This window comes from Paenibacillus sp. B2(2019), from assembly GCF_008370385.1.
Taxonomy (GTDB): domain Bacteria; phylum Bacillota; class Bacilli; order Paenibacillales; family Paenibacillaceae; genus Paenibacillus_AQ.
In genome coordinates, this window is the sequence record NZ_VTZR01000002.1 from 223133 (window position 1) to 241646 (window position 18514).

Sequence of the window (18514 nt, forward strand, 5' to 3'; positions counted from 1 at the left end):
CTTGAACCAAACAATGAGAACAATTGTTTAAGACGAAGGAGGCGTTCCTCTTGATGAAGGACAGTCGAAAGGTTAAACGTTACTTACTGAATTGGCTTGCTGTTGCTGCAGTATTGATTACCACAATTGTTCCGGCTACGCCGGCTGTCTCTGCTGCCACGTCTAAAGACAACGCTACAAATACGCAGCTTGAAGAGAGTGCACCTAAACGTGATAAGGTTGCTATCATTATTGACGATTTCGGCAATGGCATGAAGGGGACAGATGAAATGTTCTCGTTACCGATAAAGCTTACTGTAGCCGTCATGCCTTTTTTACCTACATCCGTAAAGGATGCCACCCGCGCACATGAACGCGGAGATGATGTTCTGGTTCATTTGCCGATGGAGCCGCGCCAAGGTAATCCTAAATGGCTTGGACCAGGAGCCATATTGGCCAAAATGTCCGATGAGGAAGTGCGACAAAAGGTTGAGGCAGCACTCGATAATGTTCCTTATGCGATCGGGATAAATAACCATATGGGTTCGAAAATTACCGGAGATGAGCGGATTATGGCAGTGATCTTATCTGTATGCAAAGAACGAGGATTATTTTTTGTAGACAGCAAGACCAACTACCGTTCCGTTGCTGGCAATATGGCTTATCGGATGGGATTGCCACGCGTAGAGAACCATATCTTTTTAGATGACACACATACAGCAAGTCATGTTCTGAAACAAATGGGTCTCGTCAAAGACATGGCGAAGGATCAAAGATTTTGTGTAACGATTGGTCATGTTGGTGTATTTGGAAAAGAGACCGCCGCAGGAATCCGCAGCGGTATTGAACAGATGAAAGACAATGTTGAGTTTATAGGGATTTCTGATCTGGTTAAAAACGAGATGAAATGGAGCTCCCAACTTAAACTTCCATAAGATAAGCTACAATACCATCAGCGATGGCTTCAGCGATTTGTTGCTGCCCTTTAGGGGTGCATAACTTTGCGCGGTCAATCGGACTGCTTACAAAACCCGCCTCAACGATAACAGTTGTGGCGGTTATTTTGTTGAGTAAATAAAAGGGCTTGCCTGGTCTTGGATGAGCCTCGACATCGTAAAGATTGTTTAGCTGATGCTGAATGGACTTAGCAAGGATGAAGCTACGGCCCTCTTGACGGTACAATACAAGTGGACCATGTTTGGATGGGGAAGGCGCCCAGTTAATATGGATGCTTACCACTACAGTAGCAGGTAATGTCTCAGCAAGTTCTTTACGCTGTGCAAGATCCCGAAGATGTCGAGATTTACTACGCAGCCAGCGGTTCTCATCACTTGGAGCATAATCTCCATTGCGATTTAAAGCAACGTCAAAACCATCGCTACCCAGAAGTAGAAATAATCGACGTGAGATATCTAAGGTGATATCTTTTTCAAGAATATTACCGTAGGAAGTTCCACCGTCGATGCCTCCGTGTCCCGCATCAATTAGGATCATACGGTGTCCGTGACCTAATAAATGCTGACGGTCATCCTTCATCACGGGTTTCTCTGGTGTCGCAGAGGCTAAGGAGCTGCCCATAAACAACATTAGTAGTCCTAGGGTAGTTAGAGTGATTCGTAAGCCACTTAGAGCAGCTGCTGTTCTGGGAAAGGGTTGTTTTCTCCAGTTGTTCAAGTGAAACGCCTCCTTGCAAGTGAATAACGTCTTCTGGATTCTTTGTTAGATTGTGCTTTAATAGGTAAACCTATTCGACAAATCAGAAGTCTGTAGTTTAGATCCAAGTGGAGTGGTGCACACTAAGACCATGGAACGGATGCTGATAATCTGAATTCACTTACATTTTAGGAGGTGTTAAAATGGCTTCCGGTGGCGATGAGCTTGTAAAGTATATAACGGAGAAGGTAGTCGTATATATCGAGGATCCGCGTGCCATTCATGCTCGTAGAGCGGCTACGAAGCAGCCGTGGTCACAGAAATGGTTTGGCATGCTCCCGCTTGGGTGGTCTATCTGGCGAAGCAAGTGGAGTCATGGCAAAAAAGAATAAACGTATAAATAGCAAATAACCTTCCAGTGCCATTATTCATGGGTGGCAGTGGAAGGTTATTTGCATTTGTTTAAATATAAGAATTTATATGCTTACGTTATAAATTATCCTTCTATTTCTCGCATAAACACTTACCGTCCTCATAAGGACGCCGAAGGCGTTTATGCTTGTGTTAACGATTATATCCGAGTGCTTTGGTCGTTTTGTCTGGCAGCTTATGCAGTGTTCCATTATTTTGTAGTGCAGTGAGTGGTAAGTATCGTTTTCCTTCAGGGCCTGAGGCCGCGTATACGGTAGTTTTATTGTTCTCAGCTTGACCTTGAGAAGACTGCCAGCTCTGATAGCCTGTAATCATAAACGGTGCCCCGACAAGGTCGTTTCGCCCAGCAGCTTGATAAGCGATGCTTTCCTTAGGTCTGATCAGAAGTGCGATATTGTCGCCGCTCACTGTAGTTAGTTTAGGAGCAGTCAGCCATAGGATATCTTCGTAAGGATCATCTGACCCTCCACTATTGAAGGCCGATAACGGTGATACGTCAGGATTAAGATTAGTAATTACATCTGTTGCTGGAGGCTGCTCTTTAAGGACTTCTTCTGCCTTGCTCAGTGTCCAAGGTAAAATTTGCGGTACGGAAGCATTGATGTAAACCGTCTTTTCGTCAATGGTTATTTTCCAGACCGGTAGAAGTGGTGCATATAAAGCAGTAAGGTTTATTGTTCCTGAAAAAGATGATGTAATGAGACCTTTCTGCACCAAAAACTGGCGCAGATCATTTAAACTGTATGGGAGTCCGTAAGTGCCGGCTCCATATTCACTTAACATATATCCGCCTGTATCGGTGGCGGAAATGATCATGTATCCAATCCGCTCTTCACCCTTCATTACATTTACAAGCCAGCCATGAGTACCTGGACCAAGGGGATAATATTCTATCCTTGCATCCTTCCAGGCTGTAAATGGAGCTTCTGCAGCGAGCTTGTTCAGTGTAGCCTTAGCGAATTCTTGGACCGTACTGGGTGAAGGTAAGGTACTCATCTTCAATACAGGAATTGCATCCTGCGTGACTGACTGGATCACACTTACTCTGGCCAGCGCCAGCGCTGAAGGGGAACCAGAACTGGATACAAACAGTCCAAAGCTTAGAAGCAGGAGGAGGCATCCTTGACCCGCAAGTTTCAGCCTCCGCCGCAAACTTATTTTCATGGCGTCGATCACCTTTCTTTGTTAAGAAATGTCAGTAAAGTTAAGCTTTACTCTATTGTAGTGGACAGGCTATAAAAAGGCTGTTGCTTGCTGTCGCGCTTGAAGGCGGAAGTTCTCTTGTTTTTTTGCCTGCTTTTAGCGAGTAGGGTCGCATTCTATAGGCTTCGCAGATGAAACAGTCCGTAGGTTATCGCAGAAACTGCAATTTGCGGCTCATATTGCCAAATGGTCTCCTGTCGACGACGGTTATACTGCTCTTGAGTGCCTAAACGTTTTTCTTCATCAGGCTCTTTCAGCAGCTCTCCGTAATAAATATCAATGATAGCCAGCTCGATTCTAAGACGCTCACGTGCCTGTTCTGCCCAAGTGTAATCGAGTTCGGCTAGATGAGAGGTAAGATGAGCCTCTAATAAATCTGTAGCGGCTGTCACTGTTAATTCATAAGGCTGAATATGGACGTTTTCTGGTAAACGGGGGATCATCTCCCGCGAGGCTATCTTAGCGTTAAAGTCATCAATGATGGTCCCTTTTGTCAGTGATATTCCAAGATAATGCAGTTCTTCCCTTTTCAAATCGCAGCTCATCTCCACTTTATAGCAGACGCCGAGCCACGGTTCATAGGCGGCAGAGAAGAGTGTATTCCGCTGCCTGCTACCGGGATCTTCAAATAAGTAAAGGCATTTCCCTTCATCTTGGGCCGCACTCCAAATTTGCTGCAGGCGCTTGCTACCATAGATGATATCTTCACGTCTTATCATACCGGGCCCAATTCGGGGCAATGCAGGTACAATACCGAAGTAGCGGGCTAGGATGCTATCTTCTGGATTTGAGGAGGGGACATGAACCACATTAGATTCAGGTGATGTTGGATACAATAGATCTGCGCTAGCCTCAGCATCTGTTGTGGCGCCCATCGCTGGGTTTCCGGTAATTGGCGGATTCAATGCTCCGATGCTGCGATTTACCGTTGGCGGAACTTCTATAGCTGCCTGGCTATCGTATTTTTCCGGATCAAATACAAAAGTGAAAGAGAGTGTCTCCGGATCAACACCAGTACGCTCCACGAATCCCCAATAATAAGGTCGATCTGTAAGCATTCTGTCAGCTCTTGGCGATAGCTTCACAGTTACGTGAATGGGCGATACTTCAATAATGGAGCATTCTGTCGCCTCCAGATAATCCATTACATGTTTACGTACTTCCTGTGAGTTGAGGGTCATGTCGCAGTCTCACTTTCCTTTTTAATACCCTGAGTCAACTCACTTAGGGATTCACCGATATGATCAAGCTCATTTCGCAGCTCTTCATCGGAGCGGGATTCGAGCATGATTTTGTATAAACTTTTCTCCAGTGATTCTTTCTTCTCAAAACGCTCCAGAATCACATCCAGCCCGCCAATGACCATTTCGAACATATTGATCTTCTCGTGTAGCAGATGCAGAATATGTTCTTCAATCGTGCCCTGCGTGGACAAATTATAGATAACCACGTCATTTTCCTGACCTAACCGGTGCACCCGCCCAATCCGTTGTTCTACTCTCATGGGATTCCAAGGCAGATCAAAGTTGATCATATGGTGACAGAACTGCAGGTTAATGCCCTCACCACCCGCCTCAGTAGCGATCATGACTTGAGCACGACCGCGGAAGAGGTCCATCATCCAGTCCTTTTTACCACGATTCATCCCGCCGGAATAAGAAACACACATTAGCCCATGTTCGCGGAAATACTGAAGCAAATATTCTTGAGTCGCGCGATACTCCGTAAAAACGATGACCTTTTCATTCATTTCTTGAATGAGAGATAGTGTTGTTTCAGCTTTGGTATTGGTCTTAACCGTACGAAGTGTCTGCAATAGCTCCATCATCCGATCGCGTTTCGGCGAATCAGCAGGCAGCTTCTTGATCAGATTAACTAAAGTGATGAAGACGGCATCCCTACTGCTGCACACCTCACGCTGAAGCGTTACCAAGGAAAGCATGCTGCTAAGATTGCCGCCTGATTCCTGATACTGATCTTTAACAAAAGAAGTAACAGCGTCATATAATACTCTCTCTTCCTGTGAAAGAACTAGCGGAATATTACGGACTTTTCGTTTCGTAAAATTAACGGGACCTTCGCCACGCCGATTGCGGATCATCACCTTCGATAGCTCGTCTCTTAGCTGACCTTCATTCTTAGGTTGGCGTTTATCAACGACGAAATTCGAAGCAAAATCACCCTGATTTCCTAGTTGCCCCGGTTTCAGTAAAGTGATCAAATTAAATAGCTCGCCCAGATCATTCTGAACGGGAGTAGCGGTTAGGAGCAGGCAATATTTTTTGCGTAATTGCTGTACAAATAGATAATTGGTCGATTTCTTGTTCTTCAGCTTATGGGCTTCATCAATAATCAACATGTCATATTCATTTTCCAGCAGCATTTCTTTATGAGGATCGCGCTTCGCGGTATCCATAGATGCGACGACAATCGCATTTCCCCAGGAATATGCTTTTTTCTGTGCAACAGCAGAGATGCCAAACTTGGCATTCAGCTCGCGGACCCACTGCAATACGAGGGAAGCAGGTACCAGAATAAGCACTTTAGAGACTAGACCGCGGACAAGATATTCCTTGAGTACAAGTCCTGCTTCAATCGTCTTTCCTAGTCCAACCTCGTCTGCAAGAATCGCGCGGCCCGACATCTCAAACAAAACCTTATGCGCGGTATCGAGCTGATGAGGAAGCGGGGATAATCCGGATAAATGCTTCATGCATTGCAGCTCATCGAAGCTGGTTACTAGACCCGTTTGTTCACCTTGCACAGCAAGCTTGGACAGACGGTAGTCTCCCCACGGACCACCTTTATCTAGTTTAAGTTCTAGATCCTGCAGCCAATTCCGGTCAAAAGAAAGAGGAACAGGCAGTATAGGCGCTGACTTTCCACCTTTGTGAGGTAGAGAATTACGGAATAATTGCGTCATGGTACAGCCTCCTCAGGTGCTAATTTATATCATCATTCGTAGGAGTAGTATGCTCTTAAACAAGAGAATTCATAACCTTCTATTTTTCTTGATAGCCTTTAAAAAAGAGAGTAAAAGCGAGAAAACGCGGCAAGGTTTGCGATATTTCGGCTGCTTGACTCTATTTTCGAAAAAGACCTTCGATACAATATGTGGTATAGTTTAAAAGCTGACGCACACAATATATTGTGACAAAAGCATGAAAATGTGATTTTTTAAAGTGCGTAGCTGCTATTTGTTATTGACAAGATGAACTTCCTACATACACCCGTAAGACGGAAGATAAGTGTAAGGAAGTTTTTGTTGTGGGTCACAAAATGTACGCCCACACCTGAACTGGAACTAATATTTACTACATTGCGGGAGGTTTTTCTATTGGGTAAAGTGGAACGTAAGCAACGCCTTGAAGGGCTAAGTGAAAAAATATTTTTGGATCGTTATGCTTGGAAGGATGCCGACAGCAATAATGCTAAAGTGGGCGATGTTGTACTCGTTCTAACAAAAGATGATCCGAAGTTTCCCACGAAGGAAGTCGGAGAGATCGTAGAACGTAACGGCAGAATCGTAACCGTGAAGACGCGCAGCGGCGAACTTGTGAAATCAGATGTTGAAAAGCTGACGCTTAATATAGAAAAAACACCAGAGGAAATGTGGGATCGTCTGTCTACAGCTATGGCTTCTGTGGAGAAGACGCCTGAGCTTCAAGAAGAATGGGCGGGTAAATTCCGTTCGATTCTGGATGATTGGAAGCTCGTCCCGGGTGGACGAATTGCTGCTGGTGCAGGCGCTAGTGAAGAACTAACCCTGTTCAACTGTTATGTAATTCCTTCTCCAAAAGATAGCCGTGGCGGCATTATGCAAACGTTGGCTGAAATGACAGAAATTATGGCTCGTGGCGGCGGTGTAGGGATTAACCTATCCTCTCTACGACCACGCCGGGCAATTGTGAGAGGTGTTAATGGTTCTTCCAGTGGTTCTGTATCTTGGGGCGGTCTGTTTAGCTATACCACTGGATTAATTGAACAAGGCGGTAGCCGTCGTGGTGCACTTATGCTCATGATTAATGACTGGCATCCAGATGTGGAGGACTTCATTACCGTAAAGCAAACGATGGGTCAAGTTACGAATGCGAACCTTTCGGTATGTGTGAGCAATAGCTTTATGAAGGCTGTAAAAGAAAATCTGGATTGGGATCTCGTATTTCCGGATACTACAGATCCAGAGTACAACGATGTGTGGGATGGCGATCTAGACAAGTGGAAGGCTGCGGGCAAAAACGTTATTCATTATCGCACGGTTAAAGCGCGTGATGTGTGGCGCACCATTATTGAATCCGCTTGGAAATCCGCTGAGCCAGGCGTTGTGTTCATGGAATACTACAATCAGATGTCCAACAGCTGGTATTTTAATCCGATCATTTGTACGAACCCATGTGGGGAGCAAGGACTGCCAGGCTGGGGAGTCTGCAATTTGTCTGCTGTGAACCTGTCCAAATTCTACGATGAGAAGAATCATGATGTAGACTGGGAAGATCTCGCGACTACGACGCGTTATTCCGTACGTTTCTTGGACAATGTCATTGATAAGACGCCTTATCATTTCCCGGAAAATGAAGCGAATCAGAAAAACGAACGCCGTGTGGGTCTCGGAACGATGGGTCTTGCTGAGCTGATGATCAAATTGAACATCCGTTACGGTAGCCCGGAATCTTTGGCGTTTCTGGACAAGCTTTACGGCTTTATGGCTCGTGAAGCATACCTTGCTTCTGCAGAGATTGCTGGTGAGAAGGGATCCTTCCTAGCTTTTGACACAGAGAAATATTTAATGAGCGGTTTTATGAAAAATATGCTCGAAACGTATCCAGAGGTTGGTGAAGCGATTCGTAAACATGGCATGCGTAACGTTACAGTGATAACACAAGCACCTACAGGTAGCACAGGTACAATGGTAGGCACCTCGACAGGTATTGAGCCTTATTTCGCCTTTAAATATTTCCGTCAAAGTCGCCTTGGCTACGATGAGCAGTTCGTTCCAATCGCCCAAGAATGGCTTGAAGCTCATCCAGGTGAAGAGCTGCCAGACTATTTCGTGACTTCGATGGATTTGTCAGCTAAGGATCATATTCGTGCGCAAGCAGCGATTCAACGCTGGGTTGATAGCTCGATTTCCAAAACTGCAAACTGTCCATCTGACTTCACAGTAGAAGAGACGGCTGAGCTATATGAAATGGCCTTCGATCTGGGCTGTAAAGGGGTTACGATCTACCGTGATGGTAGCCGTGATGTGCAAGTTCTGCAAACCTCGAAGAAGGAAGATGCAGTAGAAGAGGTAGCTCCAGCAGTTGAAGTTGCAACGACTCCTGAAGCAAATGTTGTAGCGGCAAGCCCAGCACCTCAAGCTCCTACTAAAGAGCTGGATAAACAATACAAGAAACGTCCGCAGGTTCTGCGCGGCGCAACCTATAAAATCAACACACCTTTTGGTATGGCGTATATTACGATCAATGATCTAGATGGCACACCGGCAGAAATCTTCCTGAATGTAGGTAAAGCAGGTTCTGATGTCTTTGCGATGGCAGAAGCACTCGGTCGTGTCTGCTCCTTGTTCCTCCGTTATGGAGATCATGGTGAGAAGGTAGAATTGTTGATCAAACATCTGAAAGGTATCGGCGGATCAGGTGCAATCGGCTTCGGTGCGAATCGAGTAGAATCCATTGCAGATGCTGTAGCTAAGGCATTGGAGACTCATGTACTGAATAACGCTCATGATGATCATTTGCCTGCACCGATTGCAGCAACTTTGGAGCTAGAAGATTTCAATGAAGCTTTAAATGCGGAGTTGAAAGCGAGTGTTCCGTCGGCTACGGAAGATGGACACGGTGGTCATCATGGGCATAACCACGCTACGGCTTCCCGTGACCTTTGCCCCTCCTGCGGCAGCGCCTCGCTGATTAATATTGAGGGCTGTAAGACTTGTGGCAATTGCGGGTATAGTCGCTGCGGGTAAACGGTAGAGCCAATAAATGTTTTATGGGAAAACTAGAAATGTGACTATGCATAGCTACTAAAAGCAAGCGATCATCGAGAGGAAGTGTTAACCTTTTATCTCAATGGATCGCTTGTTTTTTTATTTATTGATGATGTTATAAGAAACAAAAGAAAAAAGAATCAAAAATTATAGATAATCATTGAGAGGTTTTAACTATATGAGTTTGATAATTAGTGTAATTCAAAAGGGAAGTATAATTGTAGATACTAATTTTTTGGAGGAGCAGGTACCCGCACCACATAATAATTTGTTTGGTTTCGAATCATGCAGAAAAACTCTCTGGGGAAATGATTTAATTAGTGAACTCGGATGTGAGTTAATATATTCTTTAAAGAATACGAATATTTTTGCATTTGATGAAGGAATAGAAAAACTGGAAAGTGAATTCCTTATTTTGCTTGATAATTTAGATACTATAGAACTACATACAGACTATGATAAAGAATTTATTGAATTTAGGGTAAGAAATGCTTTGGAAATGATAAAGGTAGTACTTAAAGAAAAAGATAAGGTTGGAATTGCGATTTGGTAAGTCACAACGTATTTGCGCGGTGTGTTTGGTCTGTGAACTCTGTGTTCTGACTAAGCTTTTAAACACAAAAACACGCGTACTTGTCTAACACAGGTACGCGTGTTTTTGATATTCCACTATGGTAGGTATTATTTTTACATATCTAAATTTTTGAATGCGTAAGGCAATAAATCCCTTAAACTCAGCTCTAAGATTTCTTTTTTCTCATTGGTTAAATAGACAGGCATGTCGGGCAAACAGAATTCCGATAATACTTGTCTGCAGATACTGCATGGCGGCAGAAAATCCATTGTGTCACCTGCTACAGCTATAGCCTGAAAATCACCTTTAGTATAGCCCTTTGTAATAGCTGTGAAGATTGCTGTTCTCTCTGCACAGTTAGTGGCACCAAAAGATACATTTTCTACATTTACTCCATTAATAATATTTCCATCTTTAAGTAATAAGGCTGCTCCAACTGGAAATTTAGAATAAGGGGCATAAGCAGCTTTCTTTGTGTTACGTGCGCTTTCCATTAATTCTTCTTTATTCATAATACTCACCCTTTTTAAATAAGAATGAACCTTTCGGTCCCCTTATCGCCAACTTTAAGGTTGGCAGGACTTCTAATATTATAGTCAGACCAAATGGTTGTCAACATTAAAATCTAGAAGTTCCGCCTCCATGATGTACTACTCGATAAGTACCAATAGGGAATCATAGCTTTAAAATATAACTAGATATAGTAAATATAAGTTATACATATTAAGCCTGCCATGGTAGCCTTAACTTAAAAGAGACGTGTAGAGGAGTTTTTTATTTTGGGAGCGGCAGAGAGTACATTTAAACAAAAAATATTGAGCAAGAAACCTGGTATTTTAACATATGGGATGACACCACCGAAGGCAAGCCATTCACCAGAAAAGATATCAGAAATTGCACAGAAACAGGTTGAAAGACTTAAAAACGTTGATTTAGATGCTTTAATTCTTTACGACGTTCAGGAGGAAGCAGAAAGAGTTGATCATGAAAGACCTTACCCATATTTACCAACGATTGATCCGGCTGTCTATGGTGATAAATATCTAAGACAAGTGGAGGTCCCGAAAATAATTTATCGGTGCGTCGGTAATGATACAAGAGCTTCGTTCGCGGATTGGATTAAGACTGACGAAAGTGAAGACAGATTTTCCGTGTATGTGGGCGCTTCATCAAGTAAGCAAGAGGTGAAATTGAATTTACCAGATGCTTATAAGCTAAGCAAACAGTTAAATAGTAATTTGAATTTTGGAGGAGTTGTCATTCCTGAAAGACATATAAAAAAGAATGATGAGCATATACGGGTTGTCGAAAAGATTAACAATGGATGCAACTTTTTTATCACTCAGGCAACTTATAATGTAGAGGCGTCAAAGAATTTATTGTCTGATTTATATTATTATTATACAAATAAGGGTTTTGAAATGGTTCCTATTTTATTTAATCTTGCACCATGTGGCACAGCGAAAACATTACATTTTATGAAATGGTTGGGGATCAGTATCCCGGGATGGTTAGAAAACGAGTTGAAATACTCGAACGACATTTTGGATAAATCAATTCAGCTATCTCAAAAAATATTTGAAGAACTATTTGAGTTCGGGCTGGAGAAGGGAATTCCAATTGGATGCAGCATTGAAAGTGTTTCAACAACTAAGTTGGAAATTGAAGCATCCATTCAGCTTGCTAAAGATGTAAAGGCATTTCTAGATAAAAAGCTGTTGAGTCTAGAGAGTAGATGATTAATTGTTTTAAGGAGATTAGAAATATTAACGTTATCGCATTGAATTTTATAACAGTGAATTCTCGTTTAAAATGAAAAACCACAAAAATTAACTATTCATTGAGCCGGTAATCCTTTCTGTTAAGGGTTACCGGTTTTTTTATAAGTTAATAGGGACATAATCATCATCTCAATAGCTTGTCTAGTATCTTTCTTGCATTATTGTAGCTAAATCCTTCATCGAGGGTGGTTATGTCATTGGATAATATGGGATCTTCGGGCGTTACCGCATGCTGTCGGTGGTGAGAGATTCTGTACAAGCTACTAGATTTCGGCTACGATTCTTATATAACAGATTGACTGAATGGATGGTAGAAATATGTATTGTAAACTGTCAGAAGCATCACCAATCACCATCGGACTGCTAGCACATGTTGATGCCGGCAAAACCACCTTCGCAGAGCAGCTCCTATACCATGCTTCCGGAATTAAGACTCGGGGGAGAGTCGATCATCAGGATGCCTTTTTGGATAGTCATGAGATGGAGCGGGCGCGGGGGATAACGATTTTTGCTGACCAGGCGGTGATGAAATATAACGAACAATCGTATCAGCTCATTGACACACCGGGGCATGTCGATTTTTCAGCTGAGATGGAGCGCGCTTTACAGGTCATGGATTATGCGGTAGTCATCTTAAGTGCTGTGGAGGGCATTGAAGGGCATACCGAGACGGTCTGGCAATTGCTACAGGAATATGGCATACCCACTTTTATATTTATTAACAAAATAGATCGTACCGGTGCTGACGTCCAGCGTGTGCTAAAAGCATTAAGGCAGCAATTTTCGCCGGATATGTTGTATTTGGCAAAAGGTCTAGATCAGAGCATGCTGCCTGAAGAGGTCATTGCAGCCGTTGCTGAGCGAGATGAAACCTTGATGGAGGCATATCTCGAAGACAACATTTATCCTGGGCAGGTATTGGCTACGCTGAAACAAATGGTTAAAGAACGGGTGGTTTTTCCCGTTATGAGTGGAGCAGCTCTATTGGATCAGGGGATTGCGGAATGGATGCAGACGATGCAACTACTAATGGAATCGACTTATGAAGTAAACGCAGTGTTCAGGGCACGAGTATATAAGGTGCGTCATGAGCTGCAAGGCACGCGACTGACTTTTATGAAGATATTAGCTGGAAAGTTACGGGTACGGGAGGATCTCTGCTATAGCACTTCAGAACATGAGGAGTTAAGCCAGAAAATCACTTCTATTCGTATCTATCATGGGGGGAAATATACTTCATGCGATGAGGCCTCCGCGGGACAGCTTGTTGCCGTTACGGGCCTAACCGATGCAGCCATTGGACTGGGTATAGGTAATCATTCAGATCAAGTAGAATCCCGTCTTGTGTCAGCGTTGAAATCCAAAGTTGTATTCAATTTGGGGATATCATCCAGAGAAGTGCTACGCTATTTCATGATCCTGCAAGCCGAAGACCCTACGCTGCAAGTGACATGGGAGGACAAGCTGGAGGAGATTCATGTTCATGTGATGGGAATGATCCAGCTAGAGGTACTTCAGCAGGTGGTGTTAGACCGCTTCCAACTCAAGGTATCGTTCTCCAAGCCAGAGATATTATACAAAGAGACGATCGCAGACATTGTGATTGGTTGTGGGCATTTCGAACCTCTTAAGCATTATGCAGAGGTGCATCTCCGGCTTGCGCCTGCGAAACGTGGTGAGGGAATTACATATCGCAGTACATGCCATGTTGAGCAGCTCAGCACAGGGTATCAGCATCTCGTCGGTCAGCATTTACTTGAAAAGGACCATCGTGGAGTTCTTACCGGCTCTCCCGTCACCGATCTGTATATAACGCTCTTAACCGGGGCAGCGCATCAGAAGCACACTCATGGCGGTGACTTTCGGGAGGCGACACTGCGGGCACTGCGGCAGGGATTGGAGCAAGCGAACAAGATTCTACTGGAACCCTATTATCAATTCAAAATCAAAGTCGATGCAGAGCTTATCGGACGCGTAATGTCTGATATACAGCTGGCCCATGGTGAATTTGACCCGCCAGAAATGCTAGGTGAATCGATGTTTATTCAGGGACGTGCGCCTGTCGCAACGTTCATGCATTATGCAGTAGAGCTTGCCTCATTCACGAAGGGCAAGGGAGCAATCTCGATGAAGTTAGGCGGTTATCAGCCATGTCATAACCCAGAACAGGTCATCGCAAGGATTGGATACGACCGCAGCGCTGATCCTGAGTACACCTCCAGCTCTATGTTCTGTGCAAAGGGAGCGGGATATAGCGTTCCTTGGGATGAAGCGCCTTCGTATATGCATTTGGAGATTCAGGAATAGGAGTGAGAAAGCAGTCTAGGAATTACCCTTCACCCTAATATTTCTTTGTCCCCATTCAACAACGGATTCAATTAAAGGCACTAATTCTTTTCCAGATGAAGTTAGAGAATACTCAACTCTTGGTGGCACTTCGTTATACTGCTCCCGATGAATGATTCCATATTCTATAAGATCCCTCAGTGAGTTGGTTAAGGTAGTCCCTGTTATTCCATGCAGTCTTCTTTTTAACTCGTTATAGCGTATGTTGTCGTTCTCACTAAGAATGGCTAGGATCGGGAGGTTCCACTTTCCGCTGATTACATGGAATGCGAAGGTTGCAGGACATAATTGATCAAGTCTAAATTCGTATTTCATACATAACTCCTGTCCAATAGTATTATTAAAGATACTTAGTATTAAAAATAAACGTACTTGTTTGAATTTGTATTGGTATTATAATACTCCCATACAAAGAACTTCTACAAGAGGGCACTTTCTTTGATTCTCCAGCGAAAGGTGATTTATATATGAATAATTCAAATATGATGTGTGACCTTAAAACCGGTGTCTGTGGGCCAGGGGATGAAGAGCAAATGGAAATAATCGACTTTAATCTACAGTCCCCCAAAATCACACTTTACTATGCAACTGATCCGATCTGTTCCCACTGTTGGGCGCTTGAGCCGGTACTCAATCGTTTTATTCTGCAGTATAGTCAATATTTTAACGTGAAGACGATTATGGGTGGTTTGCTTTCTAGCTGGCATGGTTTTGCAGATGTCTCCAATGGCATTCAACAGCCTTCAGATGTTGCGGAGCATTGGAGAGAAGTCGGTTTACATTCACGTATGCCTATCGATGGTTCTTTGTGGAAAAACAATCCGATTCTTTCTTCGTACCCGCCATCTAGAGTATACAAGGTTATACAAAATATATATCCGGGTAAAGAAAATGAGTTTTTGCGTCAGGCAAGAGAAGCTGTATTCGCCTTCAATCAGAATATTGGAGAGGAGAAAACATTAGTTGATATAGTCAACAACATTGGGCTAAATGGCGAAGAAATAGTGGCGGATGCTGCTCTTGGATCGGCACAAGATTTGTTAGAGCAGGATTTTGAGTTAGCAGGCAGACTTGGTGTACGTGGATTTCCAACCATTATCTTGGTGAATGAAGAAAATAAAGGTGTTAAAATTGTGGGGGCACGATCATTAGAAGCCTATGTCGACGGACTTCAACAAGTTTACAATGGAGATGTAAAAGCTGAAAATGTTCCACCTCTCTCTGAACTTATCAAGGAAGGAAACATTCTGTTCTCCAAGGAAATTGAAGTGTTGTATGATATTGAATCTAGTGATATGGAGTCATTTATAGCCACGGAAATGATAGAGGGGTCATACAGTATTAAGCGTGTTTTAGGTGAATCATACGTTGTATCTTAATTATAATGAAAGAAGCCAATAACCCAAGATATCTTTGGACTTATTGGCTTCTTTGGCATTCGCTTTGATAAACCAAATAGAGGAGAAAATAATGGGAAATGATAAATTAAATATCGGAATGATCTTGGGAAGCACCCGTCAACAAGCTAATTTGAATGGGAAGGTGTTCGAGATTTCTTTCGGTAATTCTGAGGCGTCAATCCAGTCTCATTACGAAAAACTGATGAAAAATAGCTCGCACTTTGAAATCCGCAGTTCATCGCAATTTCACTAATCGATCGATTAGTTCCTACCAGCATGTCAGAGCTCTTTTGGATACGATATCGCACCAGATAAGTATTAGGCGTTTGGCCGATGTATGTGCCAAACAACTCGCAACATCTGCTCCTGCAAACAGACCCAGCGGTAGCGATGTCATTCAGGGTTACTCTAAGGTCAAAATGATGATGAATAAATCCTGTCATTTTCCAAACGGCAATCCATGACTGGTCATCATTTATCTGCCCAGGAATCCTCTGTATATGATCTCCGACGTCTGCACAAAGTGAAGTAGCCAGTGAAAGAAGACGTAGTGGCTTGCAAGGAGTGCTGTTCATTTCTTCATAAATCCGATGTAAGGAATGCAGGATTTCCTTTCCCCACGTGCTTTGCGAAGTAATCATAATATAGTCCTCAGTATTAGAACCGAATTTCTCATCCCAATATACTTTGCCTACATGTGTGTTTATTCCGAGTAGTGAAGGATGAACAGCAACGACAATGAATGTACAATCCAATTTATTGGTGGAGAAACCATAATGCATACGCTTGCTATTAACGAATATTCCGTTACCTCGTTCAATCAGTACAATTTCTCCGTTTACAAAATACTCCATCTCCCCATCTAGCACTAAAATAAATTCCAAGTCCGGATGCCAATGGCATGCTGCTGCATATTTATCGAAATGATTAAGTGCTCCTTTTCGTACGTATAGTGGAAAATCAGGAAGATTATAATTTAGTTCTTCCGATAAATCAGAGAATACTTCCAGCTCTGCACTCACAATCACATCTCCCTCAAACAAAATACGATTTTAATAGAATTATATTTGATTTCGGTGGATAGGACTACTCAGAAATTATACAATTTTGATATTGCACGACAATAATACAAAATCCAAAAGATATTATAAGGAGCCAGAAATATGACGATGAGAGAACGTATTGCCTCCGGTAAACTATTTACTGATTACTGTGAAGGACTGCCTGAAGACAGACTACAGGCAAAAAGAAGAATGCATGCCTTTAATATAACAGCGCCAGATAATCTAGAAAAACGTACACAACTCATGCAAGAGATATTTGGTAAAGAAACAAAGGTGTGGATCGAGCCGCCCTTTTACTTTTGCTATGGTACGAATATTGAGATTGGAGATGGAACGTACATTAATTTTAATTGTAATTTTGTTGACGACACTAAAATTATTATCGGAAAAAATGTTATGTTCGGTCCATCTGTAACGATTGCTACAGTGGGACATCCAATCCATCCAGATTACAGAGGATATATGTATGCTGATCCGGTGAAAATTGAGAACAATTGTTGGATCGGGGCGAATGTTACAATTTGTCCAGGGGTCACAATTGGAGAAAATACCGTTATTGGTGCCGGCAGTGTTGTAACAAAAGATATTCCGGCTAACTCTATTGCTGTTGGTAATCCATGCAGGGTGATGCGCACCATTAATGAACACGACCAAAAATACTATTACAAAGACAAAGAGATCACTAAGGAAGATCTGGATGAAGAAGCACGCTTGAGATGAGAGATAAGCATTTCAATCGTCAATTGCTTAATTTGGTCATTCCGATTGCTTTACAAAACCTCATTTCATCGTTAGCCGTGACAATAGATATATTCATGTTAGGTTTTATAAACCAGTCTACAATGTCTGCTGTATCGTTGGCTGGGCAAATTACATTTGTTTTAACACTGTTTTATATGGGATTGGCTGCAGGAGTAGGTATTTTGACTGCTCAGTATTGGGGAAAGAAAGATTTAATGACAATTGAACGAGTCTTTAGTATCGGATGTACGATGTCTATTATTATATCCGCTATCTTTTTTGGGATATCGCTGTTAATGCCGGATCAATTAATGAGGTTTTTCACAACTGACGTCGAGTTAATTCAATATGGATCGAGTTTCTTGCGAGTGATCTCGTTCTCCTATCTGATAAGCGGAATATCCCAAATGTACTTTAGTGTCATTAGAAGCATGGAAAATGCCCGTGTGAGTGCCTGGATCAGTTCTATGTGCCTTATATTGAACATTCTCTTGAATGTAATAAGTATTTTCATACTTTATCCGGGTAATTCAGAAAAGGCTGTAGTGGCAGTTGCTTTCTCTACAGTTTTGGCACGTATCGTTGAATTTGGTTGCTGTATCATCCACTCGATCAAATCAAATATAAAGTTTAGGTTACCTTTACGTGACATGGTTCAGCGTAATTTGATTAAGGATTTTTTGAGGTATACACTACCCGTCCAAGGAAATTATATTGTTTGGGGATGCGCATTAACTGTGACATCTGCAATTATTGGACATGTCAATGCAGATATGGTCGCTGCAAATTCAGTTGCCTCGGTCGTTAAGAATCTGGTTATTGTATTATGTGGAGGTATTGCAAGTGGTGGCTCCGTACTTGTTGGCAAATATCTAGGCAATGGCGAAATTGAAATGGCTAAAAGAGCTGGGAAAATATTAAATGTATATGCTATCTTGTTTGGCATCGTTGCAGGTATTACTTTGCTATTACTGAAGCCTATAGTGTTTCTACTTGTCAATTTGGATGATCAAGCACAAATATATTTGAGTGGAATGCTTCTTGTCTGTGCTTATTGTTGTATTCCGAAATCGATAAACTCCACGACGATTGGAGGAATATTTGTTGCTGGAGGAGATTCTAGATTTGGCTTTTGGTGTGACACGATTGTAATGTGGGGCATCATATTACCATTAGGATACATGAGTGCATTTGTGTGGCATCTCTCCCCTCTAACGATATTTATTATCATCAATTTAGACGAGGTTATTAAAGCCCCGATTGCCTTAATGCGTTATTTTAAATTTAAATGGCTTAACGATATTACGAGGAATTATGTTCAAAACTAATACATGTAGTGACGGAAAGGAGAT

Annotated in this window: 16 protein-coding genes; 9 read left to right on the top strand and 7 right to left on the bottom strand. The window is 42.6% G+C overall.

Annotation, left to right across the window (positions count from 1 at the left end; translation table 11 throughout):
- Positions 1-53: 53 nt before the first annotated feature.
- Positions 54-914: a divergent polysaccharide deacetylase family protein gene (locus tag PAENI_RS01375; RefSeq protein ID WP_081382741.1), complete on the top strand. Its 861-nt coding sequence runs from the start codon at positions 54-56 to the stop codon at positions 912-914.
- On the opposite strand, the gene PAENI_RS01380 is transcribed toward PAENI_RS01375, so the two are convergent.
- Entirely contained in the window at positions 901-1653 is a 753-nt protein-coding gene (locus PAENI_RS01380; protein ID WP_262495468.1) for an N-acetylmuramoyl-L-alanine amidase, read from the bottom strand. The two genes, PAENI_RS01375 and PAENI_RS01380, sit on opposite strands and share 14 nt — an antisense overlap.
- Before the next feature lie 182 nt (positions 1654-1835).
- Between PAENI_RS01380 and PAENI_RS01385 the strand changes: the two genes are divergently transcribed.
- On the top strand, positions 1836-2024 hold the full coding sequence (locus tag PAENI_RS01385; protein WP_076283115.1) for a YqzE family protein: 189 nt from the start codon (positions 1836-1838) through the stop codon (positions 2022-2024).
- Between the two features lie 172 nt (positions 2025-2196).
- Here the strand turns inward: PAENI_RS01385 and PAENI_RS01390 are convergent, their stop codons facing one another.
- The 3 genes from PAENI_RS01390 to PAENI_RS01400 form a co-directional block, all read right to left on the bottom strand.
- Complete coding sequence (locus tag PAENI_RS01390) at positions 2197-3228, bottom strand: hypothetical protein (protein WP_149643999.1); 1032 nt, start codon at positions 3226-3228, stop codon at positions 2197-2199.
- A 155-nt stretch (positions 3229-3383) separates the two neighbouring features.
- Entirely contained in the window at positions 3384-4448 is a 1065-nt protein-coding gene (locus tag PAENI_RS01395) for a YqhG family protein (protein WP_149644000.1), read from the bottom strand.
- Positions 4445-6190, bottom strand: coding sequence for a DEAD/DEAH box helicase (locus tag PAENI_RS01400; protein WP_076298508.1), 1746 nt, complete (start codon positions 6188-6190; stop codon positions 4445-4447). The genes PAENI_RS01395 and PAENI_RS01400 overlap by 4 nt, the downstream gene beginning before the upstream one ends.
- Before the next feature lie 414 nt (positions 6191-6604).
- On the opposite strand from PAENI_RS01400, the gene PAENI_RS01405 reads away from it, so the two are divergent.
- Both PAENI_RS01405 and PAENI_RS01410 read left to right on the top strand, forming a co-directional pair.
- The gene (locus PAENI_RS01405; protein WP_149644001.1) at positions 6605-9235 is read left to right on the top strand and encodes an adenosylcobalamin-dependent ribonucleoside-diphosphate reductase; all 2631 of its coding nucleotides are present in this window, start codon (positions 6605-6607) and stop codon (positions 9233-9235) included.
- Between the two features lie 199 nt (positions 9236-9434).
- The gene (locus PAENI_RS01410) at positions 9435-9809 is read left to right on the top strand and encodes a hypothetical protein (protein ID WP_149644002.1); all 375 of its coding nucleotides are present in this window, start codon (positions 9435-9437) and stop codon (positions 9807-9809) included.
- Positions 9810-9943: 134 nt separating this feature from the next.
- On the opposite strand, the gene PAENI_RS01415 is transcribed toward PAENI_RS01410, so the two are convergent.
- Positions 9944-10342 carry a cytidine deaminase gene (locus PAENI_RS01415; RefSeq protein ID WP_094875058.1) on the bottom strand — a complete coding sequence of 133 codons (399 nt, stop codon included), beginning with the start codon at positions 10340-10342 and terminating at the stop codon, positions 9944-9946.
- A 267-nt stretch (positions 10343-10609) separates the two neighbouring features.
- Here PAENI_RS01415 and PAENI_RS01420 point away from each other — a divergent pair, with 267 nt between their 5' ends.
- Both PAENI_RS01420 and PAENI_RS01425 read left to right on the top strand, forming a co-directional pair.
- Positions 10610-11569 (top strand): methylenetetrahydrofolate reductase, encoded by a 960-nt coding sequence (locus PAENI_RS01420; protein ID WP_262495469.1) that lies wholly within the window; start codon positions 10610-10612, stop codon positions 11567-11569.
- Between the two features lie 360 nt (positions 11570-11929).
- Entirely contained in the window at positions 11930-13918 is a 1989-nt protein-coding gene (locus PAENI_RS01425; RefSeq protein WP_149644003.1) for an elongation factor G, read from the top strand.
- A gap of 15 nt (positions 13919-13933) precedes the next feature.
- On the opposite strand, the gene PAENI_RS01430 is transcribed toward PAENI_RS01425, so the two are convergent.
- On the bottom strand, positions 13934-14272 hold the full coding sequence (locus PAENI_RS01430; protein WP_149644004.1) for a winged helix-turn-helix transcriptional regulator: 339 nt from the start codon (positions 14270-14272) through the stop codon (positions 13934-13936).
- A gap of 152 nt (positions 14273-14424) precedes the next feature.
- On the opposite strand from PAENI_RS01430, the gene PAENI_RS01435 reads away from it, so the two are divergent.
- Positions 14425-15336 carry a DsbA family oxidoreductase gene (locus PAENI_RS01435; RefSeq protein ID WP_149644005.1) on the top strand — a complete coding sequence of 304 codons (912 nt, stop codon included), beginning with the start codon at positions 14425-14427 and terminating at the stop codon, positions 15334-15336.
- 146 nt (positions 15337-15482) lie between these two features.
- Here PAENI_RS01435 and PAENI_RS01440 read toward each other — a convergent pair whose 3' ends face one another.
- On the bottom strand, positions 15483-16379 hold the full coding sequence (locus PAENI_RS01440) for an AraC family transcriptional regulator (protein ID WP_149644006.1): 897 nt from the start codon (positions 16377-16379) through the stop codon (positions 15483-15485).
- 141 nt (positions 16380-16520) lie between these two features.
- Between PAENI_RS01440 and PAENI_RS01445 the strand changes: the two genes are divergently transcribed.
- Entirely contained in the window at positions 16521-17141 is a 621-nt protein-coding gene (locus tag PAENI_RS01445) for a DapH/DapD/GlmU-related protein (RefSeq protein ID WP_042186958.1), read from the top strand.
- Entirely contained in the window at positions 17138-18490 is a 1353-nt protein-coding gene (locus PAENI_RS01450) for an MATE family efflux transporter (protein ID WP_149644007.1), read from the top strand. Before PAENI_RS01445 ends, PAENI_RS01450 begins: the two co-directional genes overlap by 4 nt.
- Positions 18491-18514 lie beyond the last annotated feature (24 nt).